This window comes from Planobispora rosea (genome assembly GCF_014648175.1).
GTDB classification, from domain to species: domain Bacteria; phylum Actinomycetota; class Actinomycetes; order Streptosporangiales; family Streptosporangiaceae; genus Planobispora; species Planobispora rosea.
Genome location: NZ_BMQP01000030.1, coordinates 34,071 through 51,034, shown reverse-complemented (window position 1 = coordinate 51,034; position 16,964 = coordinate 34,071). Strand labels below are relative to the sequence as shown.

At 72.5% G+C, this 16,964-nt stretch carries 15 protein-coding genes; 5 read left to right on the top strand and 10 right to left on the bottom strand.

All coding sequences use genetic code 11. The annotated features are described in order from the left end of the window. Window positions 1–271 precede the first annotated feature (271 nt). Both IEZ08_RS26425 and IEZ08_RS26420 read left to right on the top strand, forming a co-directional pair. Window positions 272–814 carry a hypothetical protein gene (locus IEZ08_RS26425; protein WP_068921039.1) on the top strand — a complete coding sequence of 181 codons (543 nt, stop codon included), beginning with the start codon at window positions 272–274 and terminating at the stop codon, window positions 812–814. Window positions 815–1,019: 205 nt separating this feature from the next. Further along, window positions 1,020–3,341 carry a putative bifunctional diguanylate cyclase/phosphodiesterase gene (locus IEZ08_RS26420; protein ID WP_068921037.1) on the top strand — a complete coding sequence of 774 codons (2,322 nt, stop codon included), beginning with the start codon at window positions 1,020–1,022 and terminating at the stop codon, window positions 3,339–3,341. 78 nt (window positions 3,342–3,419) lie between these two features. Here IEZ08_RS26420 and IEZ08_RS26415 read toward each other — a convergent pair whose 3' ends face one another. Further along, complete coding sequence (locus IEZ08_RS26415) at window positions 3,420–4,394, bottom strand: asparaginase (RefSeq protein WP_268249364.1); 975 nt, start codon at window positions 4,392–4,394, stop codon at window positions 3,420–3,422. A gap of 72 nt (window positions 4,395–4,466) precedes the next feature. On the opposite strand from IEZ08_RS26415, the gene dtd reads away from it, so the two are divergent. Continuing rightward, window positions 4,467–4,892, top strand: coding sequence for a D-aminoacyl-tRNA deacylase (dtd, locus tag IEZ08_RS26410; protein ID WP_068921033.1), 426 nt, complete (start codon window positions 4,467–4,469; stop codon window positions 4,890–4,892). A 79-nt stretch (window positions 4,893–4,971) separates the two neighbouring features. Here the strand turns inward: dtd and ygfZ are convergent, their stop codons facing one another. From ygfZ to IEZ08_RS26395, 3 genes are all read right to left on the bottom strand, one after another. Continuing rightward, complete coding sequence (gene ygfZ / locus IEZ08_RS26405; protein WP_068921032.1) at window positions 4,972–5,955, bottom strand: CAF17-like 4Fe-4S cluster assembly/insertion protein YgfZ; 984 nt, start codon at window positions 5,953–5,955, stop codon at window positions 4,972–4,974. A 111-nt stretch (window positions 5,956–6,066) separates the two neighbouring features. Continuing rightward, complete coding sequence (locus IEZ08_RS26400; protein WP_068921030.1) at window positions 6,067–6,480, bottom strand: Fur family transcriptional regulator; 414 nt, start codon at window positions 6,478–6,480, stop codon at window positions 6,067–6,069. A gap of 70 nt (window positions 6,481–6,550) precedes the next feature. Continuing rightward, on the bottom strand, window positions 6,551–7,216 hold the full coding sequence (locus IEZ08_RS26395) for a TIGR03086 family metal-binding protein (protein WP_203863654.1): 666 nt from the start codon (window positions 7,214–7,216) through the stop codon (window positions 6,551–6,553). Between the two features lie 53 nt (window positions 7,217–7,269). On the opposite strand from IEZ08_RS26395, the gene IEZ08_RS26390 reads away from it, so the two are divergent. Beyond that, a complete protein-coding gene (locus IEZ08_RS26390) occupies window positions 7,270–7,758 on the top strand; it encodes a MarR family winged helix-turn-helix transcriptional regulator (protein ID WP_203863653.1) in 489 nt (162 codons plus the stop codon). A 426-nt stretch (window positions 7,759–8,184) separates the two neighbouring features. Here IEZ08_RS26390 and IEZ08_RS26385 read toward each other — a convergent pair whose 3' ends face one another. Together IEZ08_RS26385 and IEZ08_RS26380 are read right to left on the bottom strand one after the other, a co-directional pair. Continuing rightward, on the bottom strand, window positions 8,185–8,490 hold the full coding sequence (locus tag IEZ08_RS26385; protein WP_068921022.1) for a DUF2470 domain-containing protein: 306 nt from the start codon (window positions 8,488–8,490) through the stop codon (window positions 8,185–8,187). A gap of 49 nt (window positions 8,491–8,539) precedes the next feature. Continuing rightward, window positions 8,540–9,046, bottom strand: coding sequence for a heme-binding beta-barrel domain-containing protein (locus IEZ08_RS26380; protein WP_068921018.1), 507 nt, complete (start codon window positions 9,044–9,046; stop codon window positions 8,540–8,542). A 90-nt stretch (window positions 9,047–9,136) separates the two neighbouring features. On the opposite strand from IEZ08_RS26380, the gene IEZ08_RS26375 reads away from it, so the two are divergent. Further along, the gene (locus IEZ08_RS26375) at window positions 9,137–9,499 is read left to right on the top strand and encodes a DsrE family protein (RefSeq protein WP_068921017.1); all 363 of its coding nucleotides are present in this window, start codon (window positions 9,137–9,139) and stop codon (window positions 9,497–9,499) included. A gap of 30 nt (window positions 9,500–9,529) precedes the next feature. Here the strand turns inward: IEZ08_RS26375 and IEZ08_RS26370 are convergent, their stop codons facing one another. The 4 genes from IEZ08_RS26370 to IEZ08_RS26355 all read right to left on the bottom strand — a co-directional run bounded on the left by IEZ08_RS26370 (window position 9,530) and on the right by IEZ08_RS26355 (window position 16,818). Further along, window positions 9,530–10,249 (bottom strand): type 1 glutamine amidotransferase, encoded by a 720-nt coding sequence (locus tag IEZ08_RS26370; protein WP_189243214.1) that lies wholly within the window; start codon window positions 10,247–10,249, stop codon window positions 9,530–9,532. Further along, complete coding sequence (locus IEZ08_RS26365) at window positions 10,239–11,531, bottom strand: MurT ligase domain-containing protein (protein WP_068921013.1); 1,293 nt, start codon at window positions 11,529–11,531, stop codon at window positions 10,239–10,241. The genes IEZ08_RS26370 and IEZ08_RS26365 overlap by 11 nt, the downstream gene beginning before the upstream one ends. Before the next feature lie 81 nt (window positions 11,532–11,612). Then, window positions 11,613–14,585, bottom strand: a complete 2,973-nt coding sequence (locus IEZ08_RS26360; protein WP_068921011.1) for an ATP-binding protein — start codon at window positions 14,583–14,585, stop codon at window positions 11,613–11,615. Between the two features lie 283 nt (window positions 14,586–14,868). Continuing rightward, a complete protein-coding gene (locus IEZ08_RS26355) occupies window positions 14,869–16,818 on the bottom strand; it encodes a hypothetical protein (RefSeq protein ID WP_189243213.1) in 1,950 nt (649 codons plus the stop codon). Between the last annotated feature and the right edge of the window lie 146 nt (window positions 16,819–16,964).

Sequence of the window (16,964 nt, the reverse complement as noted above, 5' to 3'; positions counted from 1 at the left end):
CCCGCCCGACCCGGATGGCCACCCCCCTGCCGCCACCCGGAGAGACCGTCGTGAGCAGTGGTAATTCTATGCGGGCACGGGCAAGCGGCCACAGAAAATCACGAGATGGAAAAACTTGTCCAGCGACCGTCCGGGTATATCCCCTTATATGGAACCAAAACCTCAGTCCAGGCCCATCAAACGTCAATTCATTCGCTAGAGAAGGACAACCTGGCCGGGTATCAAGTCGTCAATAGTCTGGTACTCCACCCCCGGACAGGAGAAGAGGCGCATGACTTTCGCGTACGGCCTGCCGTCAGACTCCCGCCCCTACCCGGCCCGCCACGGCTACGCGGCCCGCCATTCCAGGCCGGGGAACGCGCTCGGCCTGGGATCGCTCGCCACGGCCGGGGCCGCCGTCCTCGCCGGATTCCTCCCCCTGACCTCCTGGGCCTCCGTCACTCTCACGCTCGCCTCCGTGGCCCTCGGCTTCGCCGCCCTCGGCAGGGCGCACCGGACCGAGACGCGCCGGAACGGGGCGCACCAGGCCGGGGAGAGTCCGAACGGGGAGAGTCCGAACGGAGACCACGGCGCCGGAGCGCCGCGCAGGAGGGCCGGCTGGCCGGGTCTCCTGCTGGAGCTGACGGTGGGCGCCCTGGTGCTCTGGGCCTCGGCTGCGCTCTTCACCGCCCTCACCGACGCGGACCTCCGGGATCGGACCGGCGGCGCCGAGGTCCGCGAGCTCCGCGAGACCCGTGGCGCCGTCACCGAGTGCCTCCGGAGCGGCACCGGTCAGCTGACGTGCGAGGCGGGCGTGCTCCGGGTGCCGCAGTAACCCGGCCCGCCGCTCCGCGGCTCCTTCGCCGGCAAGCCGGACCAGGTCCGCGGCACCCTCCACCGCGACGTGGTCGTCCAGGACTGGTTCACCCGCGCCCTGGCAGCGTCTTGCAACGGCCTGCCGAAACCCCGGTCTGCTCAGGTCTCCGCCGGAGCGGCCGATAGGAGGGCCGGAGCGGTGAGTGCTCCGGAGGAGGGTCTTCGTGACGCAGCAGAAGTCGCAACCGCTGATCAGTAAGGGCTGGCAGTGGGCGGCCGTCGCTTTGGGCGGCATCTATCTCCTGTTCATGGGAGTGCTGCTGCCCCTGACGGTGAACGGAGGGTCGCTCCGGCAGGTCATCAACGTCTTCGTGCCGGGTCTGGCGCTGTTCACGCTGGTCGGTGCGATCGCCGCCATCCGGGCCTCGCTCCATTCCCAGCTGGGCAGGCGCACCCGTCACGCCTGGCGGTGGATGGCGGCCGCGAACGTGCTGCTCGCCCTGATGATCCCGTCGTCCGTCGTGATCCCGGTGTCATCGTTCCCCAGCGTGCCGGACGCGCTCCGCCTTGCGTCCGTGCCGCTGCTGGTGGTCGGCATCCTCCTCCTGCCGCGCAGCGGAGAGAGCCGCTCCCGGCGCTGGACCTTCGCCCTGGACGCGGCCGTGGTCGTCGTCGCCGCCGCCATCCCGCTGTGGTACTTCCAGCTCGGCCCCACCCTGGCGGCCGAGGTCGTCGACCCCCGGCGGGTGGCCGCCGCCGCGGCCTATCCGATCTTCGACCTGCTCGCCCTCTTCGCCGTCGTGGTCGCGCTGCTGCGCGGGGTGGATCCCCGGGTACGGCGCCCGATGTGGCTGGCGGCCGCCGCGATCGTGCACAGCACCATCGGCGACACCTACCTCGGATATCTCAACAGCCACTCCGCGGACCAGTCCTGGTTCAGCTGGCAGTTCCCGTTCTGGCTCACCGCCCACTTCCTGCTGGCCCTCTCGGCGACGGAGCAGTGCCGCCGCATCCACGGCCCCGCCCGGGTCCGCCCGTCCCAGGCGCTGCGGAAGGTCAGCCGGCTGCCGTACCTGGCCGTGGTGCTCGGCTTCGGCATGCTTCTGACCGTCGCGGTGAACGAGGGCTCCCTGTACTCGTGGGGCGGCGTAGCGGTAGGCGCGAGCGTCCTGGTCGTCCTGGTCCTGGCCCGCCAGTTGCTGGCCCAGCACGACAACCACACGCTGGCCACCACCGACAGCCTGACCGGGCTGGCCAACCGGGCCTTCGCCATGGACCGGACCGCACAGACCCTGGCAGGCGCCACGACCGGCCAGGGGAACGTGGCGATGGCGCTGATCGACCTGGACGACTTCAAGGCGGTCAACGACCGGCTCGGCCACGCGGTGGGCGACGCCCTCCTGGTGGCCGTGGCCGACCGGCTGCGCGCGTGCGTACGGCCCGGCGACACCGTCGCCCGCCTGGGCGGTGACGAGTTCGCCGTCCTGCTGCCGGACCTGGCGGCCGAGCACACCGGCAATCTCGCCGAACGGATCATCTCGGCGCTGAAGACACCGGTGCGGGTCGGGGGTCATGAGCTGATCGTGCAGGCCAGCATCGGCCTGGCCGGCGGCGACGGCGCCATGAGCACCAGCGAGCTGCTGCGCCGCGCCGACGTGGCGATGTACGCCGCCAAGGAGCAGGGCAAGAACCGCTGGGCGCGCTACGCCGACGACATGGACGTGCGCGCCAACGAGCACGCCCGCCTGGGCAGCGAGCTGCGCCAGGCGCTCAAGGAGAACCAGTTCTTCCTGCTCTACCAGCCGGTGGTCGCCCTGCCCGGCGGCGGCGTCTCCGGGGTGGAGGCCCTCATCCGCTGGCGTCACCCCGAGCGCGGGCTGGTCTCCCCGGCGGAGTTCATCCCGATCTCCGAGCGCAACGGAATGATCACCGAGATCGGCGCCTGGGCGCTGCGCGAGGCCTGCTCCCAGATGGTCGCCTGGCAGCGCGAGTACGGTCCGACCGCACCCGGCAAGATGAGCGTGAACGTCTCGGCCCGGCAGCTGCACGAGTCCGCCTTCGTCACGACCGTCGCCGACGTGCTCCGCGAGACCGGCCTGGACCCGGCCGACCTGCTGCTGGAGATCACCGAGACGGCGGTGTTCGACGGCGGTGCCGCGCTGGAGACGGTCCGCGCCATCCACGCCCTGGGCGTCAGCATCGCCCTGGACGACTTCGGCACCGGCCACTCCTCGCTCAGCCTGCTGCGCACCTGCCCGGTCGACGTGCTCAAGGTGGACAAGTCCTTCATCGACGGGGTGACCGGCACGGCCGAGCAGTCGGCGATCGCCACCGCCATGGCGCAGATCGCCCAGGTGATGCGGCTGAACGTCGTGGCCGAGGGTGTGGAGACCGAGGCACAGGCCGAGCGGCTGCACCAGCTCGGATATCCGCTGGCCCAGGGCTTCCACTTCGCCCGGCCGCTGCCGCCGCAGGACGTCGAGAACCTCCTGATCATCCAAGTGGATAACCGCGGCCGTCCGGAGCTCACCGCCCGGGCGAGCTGACCCGGCACGCGTGCCCGCGGAACCGGCCGGTCGCCTCGGACGGCGTCCGGCCGGTTCCGTCCATGCCCGTCAGGGCTCTCAGGCGGTCGTCCCCGGGAGGGTCTCCGGGGCCGGGCCGGACGGCTCCTGACGCAGGCGGACCTCCCCGACGGGGTGGCCGCCGCCGTACAGGGTGCCGGTGGCGAGGGCCTCAAGCCCGGGGGCGTCGAGGTCCAGGGCGCGCAGGGCCGCGACGGTGACGGGGACGCGGGCGCGCTGGCCACCGTCCTCGATCTTGACCGTGCCCGCGCGGCCGTCCTCGAAGACGAAGGCGTCGAACGCCTCGGCCCCCGCCTTGACCAGCAGGCCGGGGATCGCCCGCATCAGCTGGGCCTCGGGGCGGACGGTGCCGGAGGTCCACTCGGGGTGGGCGCGGAAGGCGTCGGCGACACGGCGCTCGGGGGTGCCGGGCTCGGCCAGGACGAGGGCGCGGAACGCCCGGGTCACGCCCAGCATGGAGACGAAGAACAGCGGGGCGCCGCAGCCGTCGACGCCGGTGGCGGCGACCCGCTCGCCGGTCAGTTCCTCGACCGTGGCGCGGATCGCCCGCTGCAGCGGGTGCGCCGGGTCGAGGTAGGTCTCCAGCGGCCAGTCGTTGGCCGCGCAGGTGGCGAGCATCGCCGCGTGCTTGCCCGAGCAGTTCATGTAGATCCGGGCCTTCTCGCCACCCGAGCGCAGCACCTCGTCACGTGCGGCGGCGTGCTCGGGCAGGTCCTCCGGGCAGCGCAGGACGCTCTCGTCCAGTCCGGCCCCGGCGAGGATCTTGCGGGCGCCGTCCACGTGGAACGTCTCCCCCGCGTGGCTCGCGCACGCCAGCGCGAGCAGCTCTCCCTCCAGCGCGAGCCCGTTGCGCACCATGGCGAGCGCCTGCAGCGGCTTCATCGACGAGCGGGGCGAGACGAGCGCGTCCACCGCGCCGTGCACCCGCGCCGGGGAACCGTCCGCCTTCACGGCCAGCATCCGCGCCCGGTGGGTGGACTCCACGAACCCCGACCGTACGACTTCGACAACCAACGACCCAGTAGACACCTTTGTCTCCTTTCGCCCCGAGTCTATGGAGACCTCGGGACACGGGATGATGGGGGCATGCGTGCGGTCGTTCAGCGGGTGAGTTCCGCGTCGGTGGTGGTGGACGGTGCGGCGGTCGGGGCGATCGACGAGCCGGGGCTGCTCGTGCTCGTCGGGGTGACCCACACCGACACGCCCGCGGAGGCGGCGAAGCTGGCCGCGAAGCTCTGGGGCCTGCGGATCCTGCACGGCGAGAAGTCGTGCTCCGACGTCGGCGCCCCGCTCCTGGTGGTCAGCCAGTTCACCCTGTACGGCGACGCCCGTAAGGGTCGGCGCCCCACCTGGCAGGCGGCGGCCCCGGGACCGGTCGCCGAACCGCTGGTCGAGGCGGTCTGCGCAGAGCTGCGCGCGCTCGGCGCGCACGTGGAGACGGGCGTCTTCGGCGCGGACATGAAGGTCGCCCTGACCAACGACGGCCCGATCACCCTGATCCTGGAGATCTGACCACCCGTCGACCCCGGAGACCCGACACCCGTCCCGGCCGCCGGCGGCTCCGCCGCCTTTGCCCGGGAAGTGTGGCCCCTCAGCGGATGCGGCGGCGCAGGGCGGGGTCGATCTGGACGTTGCGCCCGGCGTCCGGCGGGACGATGACCTCCTGGGCCGCCGCCACCCCGTCGGCCTGCAGCGGCGCGTCCACCGGCACGGTCCGCTTGACCACGGCCAGCGCGATCGGGCCGAGCTCGTGGTGGCGGGCGGCACTGCCGACGAAGCCGACCTCGCTCTCGCCGTCGGTCACCGGGGTCCCGCGTCCGGGCAGCCGGTCGGCGCTGCCGTCCAGGTGCAGGAAGACCAGGCGGCGCGGCGGGTGGCCGAGGTTGTGCACCCGGGCCACCGTCTCCTGACCCTTGTAGCAGCCCTTGCCCAGGTGGACGGCCGTACCGATCCAGCCCACCTCGTGCGGGATCGTCTTGTGGTCGGTCTCCAGGCCCAGCCGGGGGGTGTGGCGCTCGATCCGCAGCGCCTCGTGGGCCCACAGCCCGGCCGGCCGCATGCCCAGGTGCCCGGCGAGCAGCTCACGCGGGAGGAGCACGTCGTCGCCGACGAGGATCGCCCCGGCCGGCGGGGTGATCCGCGTGCCGTCGATCACGGTGACCACCGCGTAGGAGTCCGTCACGTCGGCGACCTCGACCCGGAGCATGAAGCGCATCTTGTCCAGGAAGGCGACCAGCTCGGCCGAGGTGCCCGGCTCCACGTGCGCCCAGACGGCCCCGCCGTCGTCGACGAGCGTCAGGTGGTGCTCCACCCTGCCCTGGGCGTCCAGCAGCAGGGTCTGGGTGGCCTCGCCGGGCTTCAGGGCGTCGAGCTTCTGCGAGGTCAGGCTGTTGAGCCAGCTCAGCCGGTCGGGCCCGGAGATCTTCACGACCTCGCGGTTGCTCCGGTCGACCATCGCCTCACCGGCGAGCAGCGCGCGCTGCTCGGCGAACGGGTCGCCGTAGTGGCCGGCGACGTCGGCGTCGGGGGCGTCGGCGGCGACCGCGCCGGGGATGTCCAGCAGAGGGCTTCGCATGACCCCCAGCCTATGCGGTGCCCGGCTCCGCCCCTCGCCCGCGTCGATCTCCTCGGCCCTCGCCCGCGCCGGCTCTCACGCCTCCCGCGCGCGTGATCCCGGTGACGCCCCTCAGCGGCACTTGCGGCAGCGGCCGAAGACCGTCAGGTGGTGCACGTCGGTGGCGAACCCCAGCTCCCGGTCGAGCCCGTCCACCAGGGTCTGCACCAGCTCCGGCCGGACCTCGCTGATCTCGCCGCACCCCCGGCAGACCAGGTGGACGTGGTCGGCGTCGGCCGCCAGGTGGTAGGTGGGGGCGCCGTGCCCGAGGTGGTTGTGGGCGACCATCCCGAGCTCCTCGAGCAGTTCGAGGGTCCGGTAGACGGTCGAGATGTTCACCCCGCGGGCGGTCTCCCTGACCCGGTTGCAGATCTCCTCGGGGGTGGCGTGCTCCAGCGCCTTGACCGCCTCGAGCACCAGCTGCCGCTGCGGAGTGACCCGATAGCCGCGCGCCCGCAGCTCCTCATGCCACGACGTCTCGGTCATGGTGCAGAGTCTAAGCGCTGACGGGGGCGTGATCGGCGATCGGCGGCGACGCCGTGGAGATCCGGTGGACCTACGCGGACGAGGACGGGGTGGAGGCCGTTCCGAGCACGGCGACGGCTCCGGCGGGTTCGGGCCAGCCCGGTGAACGACCCAGGGCCGCGACGATCTCATCCATGCGGGACCCGCCCGACCACGCGAGCGCCGGTGCGAAGGCCGCCCCGGGCTCTCGGCGCGCCCTGCCGTCGGGTACGGCCCTCGCCACGGCGAGGGCCGCGTCCAGCAGGTCCGGCGGGAACGTCACCTCGGCACCCAGCGCCTTGGCGAGATCCCAGGAGTGCACCACGTAGTCGATGAAGTGGAAGCTGATCGCCTGCCTTCCGGGGAAGGCGACCCCGCTTCCGAACTCGGGCAGCGGGAACACGCGCTCCAGCACGCCGCCGACGGCGAAGGCTTCCATGACGTGTCCGGCCGAGGTCCGGTAACTCCCGACGGGGTCGTCTCCGAGCGGACGCAGCCTCCACAGCGCGAGATCGTCCTCCCCCCTGGACGCCGCGGCGAAGCCGTAGTGCTGTGTCGTCATGTGCGCGAGCAGGCCGTACACGGTCCATCCGAGGCAGGGCGTGGGGCGGGACAGGTCCGCGGGCCGCACCCGGGCCGCCAGCTCGACGCTGGCGCGGACGGCCTGCCCGTCGAGTGCGACGAGATCGGCTTCTGCGAGCGAATCAATAGTACGCATGTGCATATGATCTACGTCTGCTTATTATCGTGTCAACTGGGTATCGTGGTCCCGTGACAGGCCGCCGCGACCTCGCCGAGATGCTGCACCCCCTGCTGCAGGCGCTCATCGCGGCGGAGCTCCCGGTGCTGGCGGAGTACGGGATCTCCATGTGGGGCTACACCGTGCTCGGCGCCCTGGACGAGGGTTCGGTGCGCACTCAGGCCGCTCTCGCCGAGGTGATCGGTGCCGACAAGACCCGCATCATCAGCACCCTGGACAGACTGCAGACAGCCGGGCTGATCATTCGCGAACCGGATCCCCGTGACCGCCGCGCCAGGATCCTCGCGATCACCGACGAGGGCCGCGAGGTGCGCAGGTCCGTGCGGGCCGAGATCCAGGCCAACGAGGAGCGCCTGCTCGCGCGCCTGCCCGAGGCCGACCGCCGCGGCTTCCTGAACGCCCTGCAGACGCTCCACCGGCTGCCCCGCGAAGAGATCACCGACAGGTCCGCGCTCGACCGGCGGCCCGCTCGGCGGCCGGACGCGGCTCGCGGGCACTGATCACCCGCCATCGCCTGCGCCGCACACTCTCGCCCGCGCCGCACACCCCGACTCGCCCCTGAGCCGCTAAACCTCTTCTGACCTGCGCGGACCCACTTGTCGAATATTTACTTGCCCGACCGGGCACCGTCGCATAACGTACGGATCACGCAGAAAGGAGGTGGTCCAGACAATGGTTGATCATTATCGGACTAGCGAGGTGGCTGTCCGCTAGGACGCCCCGACTCCGGACTCGGTCTGGACGTCACGTGGCGTTCGGCGAATCCACGGCAATCACCGGAACCCCGGGCTGCCGGAGGGCGGGAACCTCCCGCCTCTGGTCCATCCGGCCCTTCCGCTCCGCGCGGGAGGAAACGGTCCGGGGTTCTTCATTCTTCGGCGGCCGCTGCCTTCGCAGCGGCCGTTGCTTTTCCCGGTGCCGCGCTATCAGTGCTCCCCGCGGGCGGGCACCCCGAGCGCCGCGCAGGCCTCCCGGTAGAGGCGGACGACCTCCCAGCGGACCTGGGCGCGCTCGGTCAGGGTCGTGCTCCACGGGACGCGGACCGTGACGTCCTCCCCGCCGACCACCGCGACGAACTCGATCGCCTCGGCGTCCACCCCCGACGTCCTCGCGGCGGTCGCCTCGGGCCGCCCGCCGAGACCTCTGACGATCAGCAGCGCGTCGTCGGCGTGATCGTCGTTCATGTGCCGCTTGATCGCCTCGACCACGTCGGGAGTGAAAGGGGTGCTCATGCCCGGCATCGTAGTCGCGTGCGCCCGGCGGGGCTCCCGCCGTACGGCGTCAGATCTCGGGGACGAAGTCGCCCACCCGCTTGAGCTCGGCCGAGATGTGCGACTGGAGCGGCTGCCCCATCGCCGCCATGTCGTAGGCCCACATCAGGTTGCCGTTGACCAGGCCGTAGAGGCGGTGGCCCGCGGCGTACTCCTTGGCGGTGGCGGTGCGCGCCACCACGTCCGTATGAAGCTCGATCTTGTGGAAGACCACCTCGCCGACGTAGATCTCCACGATTCCCGTGGGGTGCGACAGGCACACCTCCAGCTGGCGCTCGGGCAACTGCCGCCAGAACCCGGTCTCGGTGCCCAGCGGGCGGACCCGGTTGCCCGCCCCGTCCAGCAGCCAGGTGCGGCTGGTGTAGGTCAGGAACGGCTTGCCGTTGTGCCCGAAGACGATCTCCTGACCGAAGTTGAAGCTCTCGATCGTCGGGTATCCGCCCACCCCGGCCCCCTCCCACCGGCCCACGAGGAAGGAGATCGGCGCAAGGTCGGGATGCAGCTCAGGAACGTCCATGGGACCACAGGGTATCCAAGGGGACGCGGGGGAAAGCCGCCGTCCCGGCCCGGCTCGCGCCGGTGCCCCGGGCCCGAATAGTCTTCAGACATGGCACGATCATTAGTGATCAAGGTGACCGCCGGCTCGGACGCTCCGGAGCGTTGCAACCAGGCGTTCACAGTGGCCGCCGCCGCGCTGGCGAGCGGGGTCCCCGTCTCCCTCTGGCTGACCGGCGAGGCCTCCTGGTTCGCCCTGCCCGGCCGGGCCAAGGAGTTCGCCCTGCCGCACGCGGCCCCGCTGGAGGACCTGCTCGACGCGGTCCTGGCGGCCGGCCGGGTCACGGTGTGCACGCAGTGCGCGGCCCGGCGGGAGATAACGGTGGACGACGTGATCGACGGCGTCCGCATCGCCGGGGCCCCCACGTTCGTCGAGGAGTCCCTCGCCGAGGGGGCCCAGGCGCTCGTCTACTGACCCCGTCAGGTACGGAGCAGGGTCACCCCGTCAGGTACGGGGCAGGGTCGCGGCGAGGCGCTCCTGGCGGAGCCGTTCGAACCAGACGTCGTCGATCGGTCCCAGCTGGGTGCCCGTCGCCCACGTCAGCAGCAGGTCGGCCAGTCCGGGGGTGCGGGCCAGGGCCGGGCCGTGCAGGTAGGTGCCGATGACCTTCCCGGCGTAGCAGCCCTCGGTGCCGTCGCCGTTCCCGGTGCCGACGACCGTCCGGGACAGCGGGCGCACGCCGGGGCCGAGCCGGGTGACGCCCATGTGGTTCTCGAAGCCGGTCAGGGTCGGCACGCCGAGCGCCGGGTCGGTCTCGGCGACCAGTTCGCCGACGGCGCGGCCGGTGCCGCGCCCGCTGGCGATGTCGAGCAGCCCGATGCCCTCCACCGGCTGCCCCTCCTCGCCGCCGAAGACGCTGCCCATGATCTGGTAGCCCGCGCAGACGGCCAGCATCGCCGCGCCCCGGCCGATGGCCCGGTGCAGCCCGCCGTCGCGGCGCAGCCGCTGGGCGGCGAGGATCTGCGGCCGGTCCTCACCGCCGCCGATCAGGTAGATGTCACCGCTCTCGGGCACCGGGTCGGCCGAGCGCACGTGCAGGGTCTCGACCGGGATGCCCCGGCGCCGGGCACGCTGCTCCAGGACCAGGACGTTGCCCTGGTCCCCGTAGGTGCTCAGCAGGTCCGGATAGATCCAGACGAGGCGCAGGACGCTGTCAGACGGCACGACCGAACTCCGTTCGAATCTGCTGGAAGGCGGTGTAGTTGGCGATCACGTCGACCTTGCCCGGCGGCTGGGCCGCCAGCGCCTGCACGAACGAGTCCGTCAGCTGGAACGGCACGTCCGCCACCTCCAGCCGGAGCGCCAGGTCCAGCTTGCGCTCCCCGGTCACGTAGACCGGCCGACCGCGCAGCACCCGGTAGTCGACGTCCCACAACCAGGAGGTGTCGCGCCCGTCGGGCCCCTGCGCGTTCACCGAGAGGATCACCGGCAGCGCGGGATCGAGCACGTCGAACGCCTCAAGCCAGCCCGCCGGGTTCTTGGCCAGCAGCAGGCGGGCGTTGCGGCCCTCACGCTCCACCGTGGTGTAGCGGCCGGCGACCGACCTGACCTCGCGCAGCCGGGGCAGCGCCCGCTCGACCGGCAGGCCGAACGCCTCCGCGGTGGCCAGCGCGATCACCGCGTTGGCCCGGTTGGCCCGGCCGGGCAGCTGGATGTCCAGCGGCCAGCGCCGCCCGCGCGGGTCGACCACCGCCTCGCCGTCGAGGATCCAGGACGGCTGGGGCCGCCGGAAGGAGCACTCGCGGCAGGCCCAGTCGTTCTCGTCCGGGGAGGCCTGGCCGACGACTCCGGAGACGTGACCGCCCGGCGGGACGTACTCCAGCCCCTTGCGGTCCAGCGGGCCGCCGCACTCGGGACAGCACCAGGAGTCCTCCTTCCAGGGCTGCCCGGCGGAGACCCAGGTCACCGAGGCGGCCGTGGACGCGCCCCAGGTCACCAGCGGGTCGTCCGCGTTGGCGATCACGTGGGTGTTCCGGCCCGCCAGGGCGCGGCGCCACTTCTGGGCCAGCAGCCAGATCTCGGCCGCCCGGTCCATCTGGTCGCGGCTGAGGTTCATCAGGACCACCACGGCCGCGCCGGTGGTGTCGATCACCTCGGGGAGGTACTTCTCGTCGACCTCCAGCACGCCGTACGGGGCGTCCTTGGACGAGGAGAGCGCGGACACGTGCCCGGCGGGCATGTTGGCGCCGAAGGCGTTGGTGGCGACGTCACCGAGCTCCTGGAGCGCGGATGTGATCAGCCGGGTGGTGGTGGTCTTGCCGTTGGTCGCGCTCACGAGCGCGAGCCTGCGGTTCTGTGCGAGCTGGCGGAGCAGGTCGGGCTCCAGGGCCAGGCCGACCCGGCCGCCGATCACCGATCCGTCGCCGCGTCCGGTCGCCCGGGACAGCGTCGCGGCCGTCCGGCCCAGCGCACTGGCGAGCTGCGCCCGCAACGGTAGCTGACTCATGCGCCGATACTACTGACTCGCGCACCTTTTCCGCCGTGCCCCGGTACGGCTCCCCTTACGACCCCCGGTACGGCCCCCGGATCAGTCGGCGAACGTCAGCTCCACGGTCTCCGGCGACTCGGCGTCGAACGGCAGGACGAACCGGTGCGGCCACGACAGCACGCCCTCCAGCCATCCCGCTCCCATCGTCTGGGCGACGTGCCGCAGCCGCTCGGCCGGGTCGATCCCGACCGTGACCGTCATGACGTCCCGCTCCACGCCTGCGTGCTCGTCGTCACCCAGCAGAACCCGCCAGGCCAGGGCCCGGTTCCGGTCCACCTCCATGGAGAGCGGGTGGTGGCGCAGCGCCCTGGCCCGGTGGCCGAGCAGCTCGGTGCCGTCGGCCGGGCGGTCGAACAGCGGATAGTCCATGGCCGCCGCCGGGGCGTGCGGGTCCGGGGCGGGGTGCCCGTACGGGAACAGCCGGTCCACCTCGTGCAACCACCGGACCTGCGGGATCACCCACGCGGGCCCGGGCCGCTCGCCGGGCCTGCGGTCGGGTCCCAGGATCCGGGTGGCGGCCAGGGCGGCCTGCTCGGTGAGCCCGGCCGGATCGGCGACGGTCCGCAGCGCCCAGGCCCGGCGGGCGACGGCGCGCTCCACGGCGGTGGCCAGCAGGCACTCGCGCCGCCGCGCGGGCAGTTCCGCCCACATGTCCGCCAGCGCCCGGGGCGCGCCCGGCAGCGGGCGGTCGACGCAGAACGCCAGCACCAGCGTGTCGGTCCAGATGCGCAGCCAGGCCCACTCGGGGGACTCGGCGAGCAGGTCGGCCTCACGCAGCTCGATCAGCGTGCACGCCCGCCCGGTCCGGCACTCCTGGCCGCACGCCGCCGAGCGGCGCCCGCAGATCGGCGGGGTCTGCCCGGGGACCGTGTGCTCACGGCCCTCGCCCAGCGGCACCTGGATGCGGAGCGGACGGTCCATGCCGTCGGCGAAGACGGCCGCCGTGCCGGGCTGGAGGGAGACGACCTGCCGGGACTGCTCCTCGCTCAGGTTCATCGCGGCGCCGACCAGCTGGCGGTCGTCCTCGGCCGGGAGCCGGTGCACGACCTTCAGCGCGGTGTTCTTCACCACGTCGGAGACCAGCTTGGTGGGGATCTGCTCGGCCACCACGATGCCCTCGCCGTACGCGCGGATCTCGGCGAGCATCCCGGCCAGCAACTCGACGGCGTGCGTGCTGGCCCGACCGGCGCCCCGGTCGCGCAGGAGCCGGTGCGCCTCCTCGATCACGATCACGTGCCGGAGCCCGGACGTCTTGGCGGACCTGGCCCGCATCCGCAGGTGCTCCACGATCCGGATGATCAGCGTGCCCATCAGGAACGCCTTGTCCTCGTCGTTGGCGACGTCCTCGATGGCCAGGACCACGTTGCGCTGGAGCAGGTCGCCGATGTCGGCGGGGTGGCCGCCCTCGAAGAACCGCCCGGCCGAGCCGACCCGGAGCGAACGCAGCCGCAGCGAGATGAAGCCCTCGACGTCGGCCTGGACCTCCCGGCCGTAGCCGATCTCCTTGATCACGTCCATCGCGTGGTGCTGGAGCTGCTCCAGGGTCGGTACGGCCGGCCGCACCGCCGCCCCCGGAGCCGCCCCGCCGGTGACCACGTCCCAGCCGTTGGTCTCGTACACCCGCTGGAGCGCGAGTGACATGATCTGCGGGAACGGCTCCTCGGCGTCGAAGGCCGCCATGAACAGCGCCCGGACCATGTCGATGTGCGCCTGGACCGGGTAACCGGGCTCGGGGGCGAGCGGGTTGACGCTGAACGGCACGTTGTCGGGGGCGGAGGGGTTGATCACGGTCACCGGGGCGAGGTGCTGGATCCGGCCGCCCATCGCGGCGTACTCGGACTTGGCCGGCTCGATGGCCAGCCACGGGATGCCCGCCCCGGTGAGCTGCTCCAGCAGGTGGCGCACGGTCTGCGACTTGCCGGAGCCGGTGGCCCCGGTGACGAACGCGTGCCGGTTCAGGGTCGCCAGCGGGACCGTGAACGACCCGACCGCGCGGTCCTGACCGTCCACGATCGCGCCGAGGTTCAGCACCGGCTCACCGGGGGGCGCGTCGGCCTCGCTGGTCACGTCGAAGAAGCCCGCGTCGAGCACCCGGACGCCGGGCACCTCGCGGCGGGGCAGCCCGGCCAGCGCGGCCAGCGCCCCCGCGGTGGCGGCGAAGGGGGTGGCGGCGCCGTCGGCCGGGTCCTGCAGGGCGGTGGCGAGCACCTCCTCGAAGGTGAGCGCCGGGGCGCAGAGCCCGCTGCGCAGGCGGTAGGGGTGATGGCTCATCTCGACGGAGCCGACCAGCACCGGGGCGATCTGCCGCAGCTCCTCCGGCCCGGCGGCCCCGGCCAGCACCCGCACGTTCCAGAGCCCGGCCTCGCGGAAGGCGTCGAGCTCCTGCATGCGCCGCTCGGCCCGCTCGGCGTCGTAGCGGGAGCGCTCGGAGGCGTCGCCGTACTGCCGCAGCACGTTGAGCTGGGTCCGCAGGTGCGCGATCTCGGCGTCCAGCAGGTCGGTCGGCTCGGCCACCACCAGCCACGCGAACGGCCGGGACATGAGCGTGACCAGCGTGGACTCGAACAGGGTGGGCCGCCGCACCTCGTCGGGGTCCGGCTCGCGACGGCCGCTCAGCGGCGGCGCCTGCCGCCCCGGACAGGTGGTCCAGGCCAGGTCGGACAGGTCGCTGAGCCACTCGTCGCCGATCCGCGTCCCCCGGGCGCCGCCGGGGAACAGCAGCGGCTCGGGGCCGGCCGGGACCGGTTCGCTCTCGGCGGCCGCGGCCCGGCGGGGCGGGCGGGGCGGGGTGAGCGGCCCGGCGTTGGTGATCAGCTCCAGCGGGGCGCCGGAGCCCCGGGAGAGCCAGCCGATCACGAAGGGCCTGCCCCGCTGGGCCGCGGAGAGGACGGCGGGCAGAACAGTGACGAAGTCCCACTCAGCCGACGAACTGCGCGAGGGCGCTGTGATCGACTGAATCCGATACCAGGGGCCGGTCAGGCTGTGCGGAAGACGGGACACGCTCTGCTGCATTTGGTCTCCACCGAGGGGACCCGGCTCCAGGCCGGAGGGTTGCTGCTTCACCGATCACTCCACCGCGCCGGGCGAGGCCTCGTGGTCACGCGACGTCCTCGACCACGCTGGAGCCTCCCTCCCGGACGCGTCTGCGCATTGACCGAGTCATTACCCCGCTCCCACGCTGTCCATAGAGTCACCGTCCCCCGAATCTCCGTCCCTGATCTCCGCCCCTGAAAACACCGTCCATACGGGCACCGCCCAGGCAGTCACCGCTCATGGGGCCGGCGTCCGTCGCCCGTCAACGTCTGCGCCAGTCGAGCCGGGGCGGCGGCGGGCCGAGGTTCGGCGGGGCGGTCTCGAAGGAGGTCGGCTCGCTCGGCGCCTCCTCCCCCCGGTCGGCGGTGCTCTCCGTGGTCGCGGCCCGGATCTCGTCGAACTCCCCCAGCGTCGTGCGGGGGAAGGTGAGGATCGCGGGGTTGGCGTCGGCGAGCCGCACCCGGCGGCCGTTCGCGGTCGCGTCGGTGACGATCACCGAGGTGGTGGGGAGCTGCTGGAGCTGGTGCGGCTCGACCAGGAACTCCCTGGAACGGTGCAGGACCCGCTCGGTCTCCCCCAGCACCTTGCTCGCCCTGCGCCCCCACTCGGTGGACTCGGTGATGTCCTCCCGCAGGTCCGCGCGGCCCACGTCGCGGTCGTCCTCGCCGTCTCCCGCCCGGCCGACCGTGGAGACGTAGCCCCCGTCGAGACCCGAACCGGCGGCACTGATCGTCTCGGTGAGCTGGGCGAGCTCCAGCCGGTGCTCGGTGCCCACGTGCTCGCTGGCCACCCGGGCGTCCTCGGCGTTGCCCAGCCGCATGAACGCCACCGCCGCGTGTCCCCGCCCCAGCCGCTCGCGCACGGTCGGGGTGAGCGAGCGGTAGGTCAGCACCAGCCCGGTGCGGGAGGTCTCGCAGGCGTCCATCAGCCGGTCGAGCACGTCGCCGCGGAGCTTGTCCGCCCCGGCGACGATGATCGTGTGGTACCACGGCCGCTCCGAGGCCGGCGACTGGCGCAGGATGTGGGTCAGCGCGGTGGCCACGTAGGTGCCGAGGACCCGGTTGCCGAACACGCCGGCCTGGCGGTCCATGGAGACCACCCGCAGGCGCGCGGGCGGGAGCCGTACGGCCTCCGAACCGAGGGTCTCCAGCTTGCGCAGCTGCGACTCCAGCGCCCACGCCCGCTCGATCACCACCCGGTCGCTGACCCCCCGGCCGAACAGCGTGCCGATCCGCTCCAGCTGGGTCGCGGTGATCAGGCCGTAGCGCAGGTCGTCCCGGGGGTCGCCGACCTGGGCCAGCGCCCGCAGCGCGGCGGTCACCTGGTTGATCGTGGCGTTCTCACCGAGGACCTCCAGGACCCGCTCCAGGATCGCGTTGTCGAACGACAGGTCCCTGGTGGTGCGGTGCTCCTCGCTGACGCTGACCACGTGGGCGAGCACGTCGGCGAAGGCCTCCGGCGCCAGGGTCGCGCCCAGGTCGAGCCGGGGCAGGTCCACCGGGAGCACCCAGACCAGCGGCTCGTCGCCGCCCCGGCGGGCCAGCTCGATCAGGTCCTTGGCGACGGCGCCCTCGGACAGGTCGAGCACGGTCAGGTGGCCGCCGCTGTAGAGCCGGGTCGCGCCGAGCAGGGTGATCAGCGCCGACCAGCCGGGCAGCGTGCCGCCGGCCACGTCGATGCGGTCGATCTCGTCGGGTACGGCCACGGCGTACCAGGTGATCTGCCGGTCGTAGCGCTCCTTGCGCTCCGTCCACTCCCGGTAGCGGGCGGCGTGCTCCTCCTGGGCGCGGTGGAGCTCCCGGTCGCGTTCCCTGCGCAGCCGTTCCCCGGCCTCCTGGCGCTCCTGGATCCGGTGGCGGACCGCCCGGTCCCCCTGGTAGACCGCGTAGCTGCAGAACCCGGCGATGCCGAACGCGACGATCACTCCGGCGAGGGCGAACGACCAGTCCAGCGGTCCGACGACGGCCAGTCCCAGCATGATCAGGCCCAGCCCGACCATGAATCCCCGCACCACCTTCACCGGGCGGTTCAGCAGGTCCTCGTTGAGCCGCTCACGGCGCACCCACTCGGGGTCGACCTCGGGGACGGGGTTCTCCGCGGGGGACGGGCGCCGGGGGGCCGGCCCCGGTTCGGGATAGAGCAGGGCATACTGCCAGCCCAGGTAGATCCGGTCCGCCTGGAGCTGCGCATGCTCGGGATGCACGTCCGTCACGGAACCTCCGCCGTCGGGCTCTCGTCCGCCTCCGTGACAGCGTAAAAGCTCTGTCTCCGCTTGGGGCGGCCTTCATGGCAATCCACTCTATTTTCCCCGCGTTTACCCTGACTTATGGGATCAATGGGTCTAGCGTGGATGAGATC

Coding starts and splice junctions, on each gene's coding strand:
- IEZ08_RS26360 (WP_068921011.1), bottom strand. CDS start 14,585: ATGCAGCAGAGCGTGTCCCGTCTTCCGCACAGCCTGACCGGCCCCTGG.
- IEZ08_RS26425 (WP_068921039.1), top strand. CDS start 272: ATGACTTTCGCGTACGGCCTGCCGTCAGACTCCCGCCCCTACCCGGCC.
- IEZ08_RS26395 (WP_203863654.1), bottom strand. CDS start 7,216: ATGCGTACTATTGATTCGCTCGCAGAAGCCGATCTCGTCGCACTCGAC.
- IEZ08_RS26365 (WP_068921013.1), bottom strand. CDS start 11,531: ATGAGTCAGCTACCGTTGCGGGCGCAGCTCGCCAGTGCGCTGGGCCGG.
- IEZ08_RS26385 (WP_068921022.1), bottom strand. CDS start 8,490: ATGAGCACCCCTTTCACTCCCGACGTGGTCGAGGCGATCAAGCGGCAC.
- dtd (WP_068921033.1), top strand. CDS start 4,467: ATGCGTGCGGTCGTTCAGCGGGTGAGTTCCGCGTCGGTGGTGGTGGAC.
- ygfZ (WP_068921032.1), bottom strand. CDS start 5,955: ATGCGAAGCCCTCTGCTGGACATCCCCGGCGCGGTCGCCGCCGACGCC.
- IEZ08_RS26400 (WP_068921030.1), bottom strand. CDS start 6,480: ATGACCGAGACGTCGTGGCATGAGGAGCTGCGGGCGCGCGGCTATCGG.
- IEZ08_RS26380 (WP_068921018.1), bottom strand. CDS start 9,046: ATGGACGTTCCTGAGCTGCATCCCGACCTTGCGCCGATCTCCTTCCTC.
- IEZ08_RS26375 (WP_068921017.1), top strand. CDS start 9,137: ATGGCACGATCATTAGTGATCAAGGTGACCGCCGGCTCGGACGCTCCG.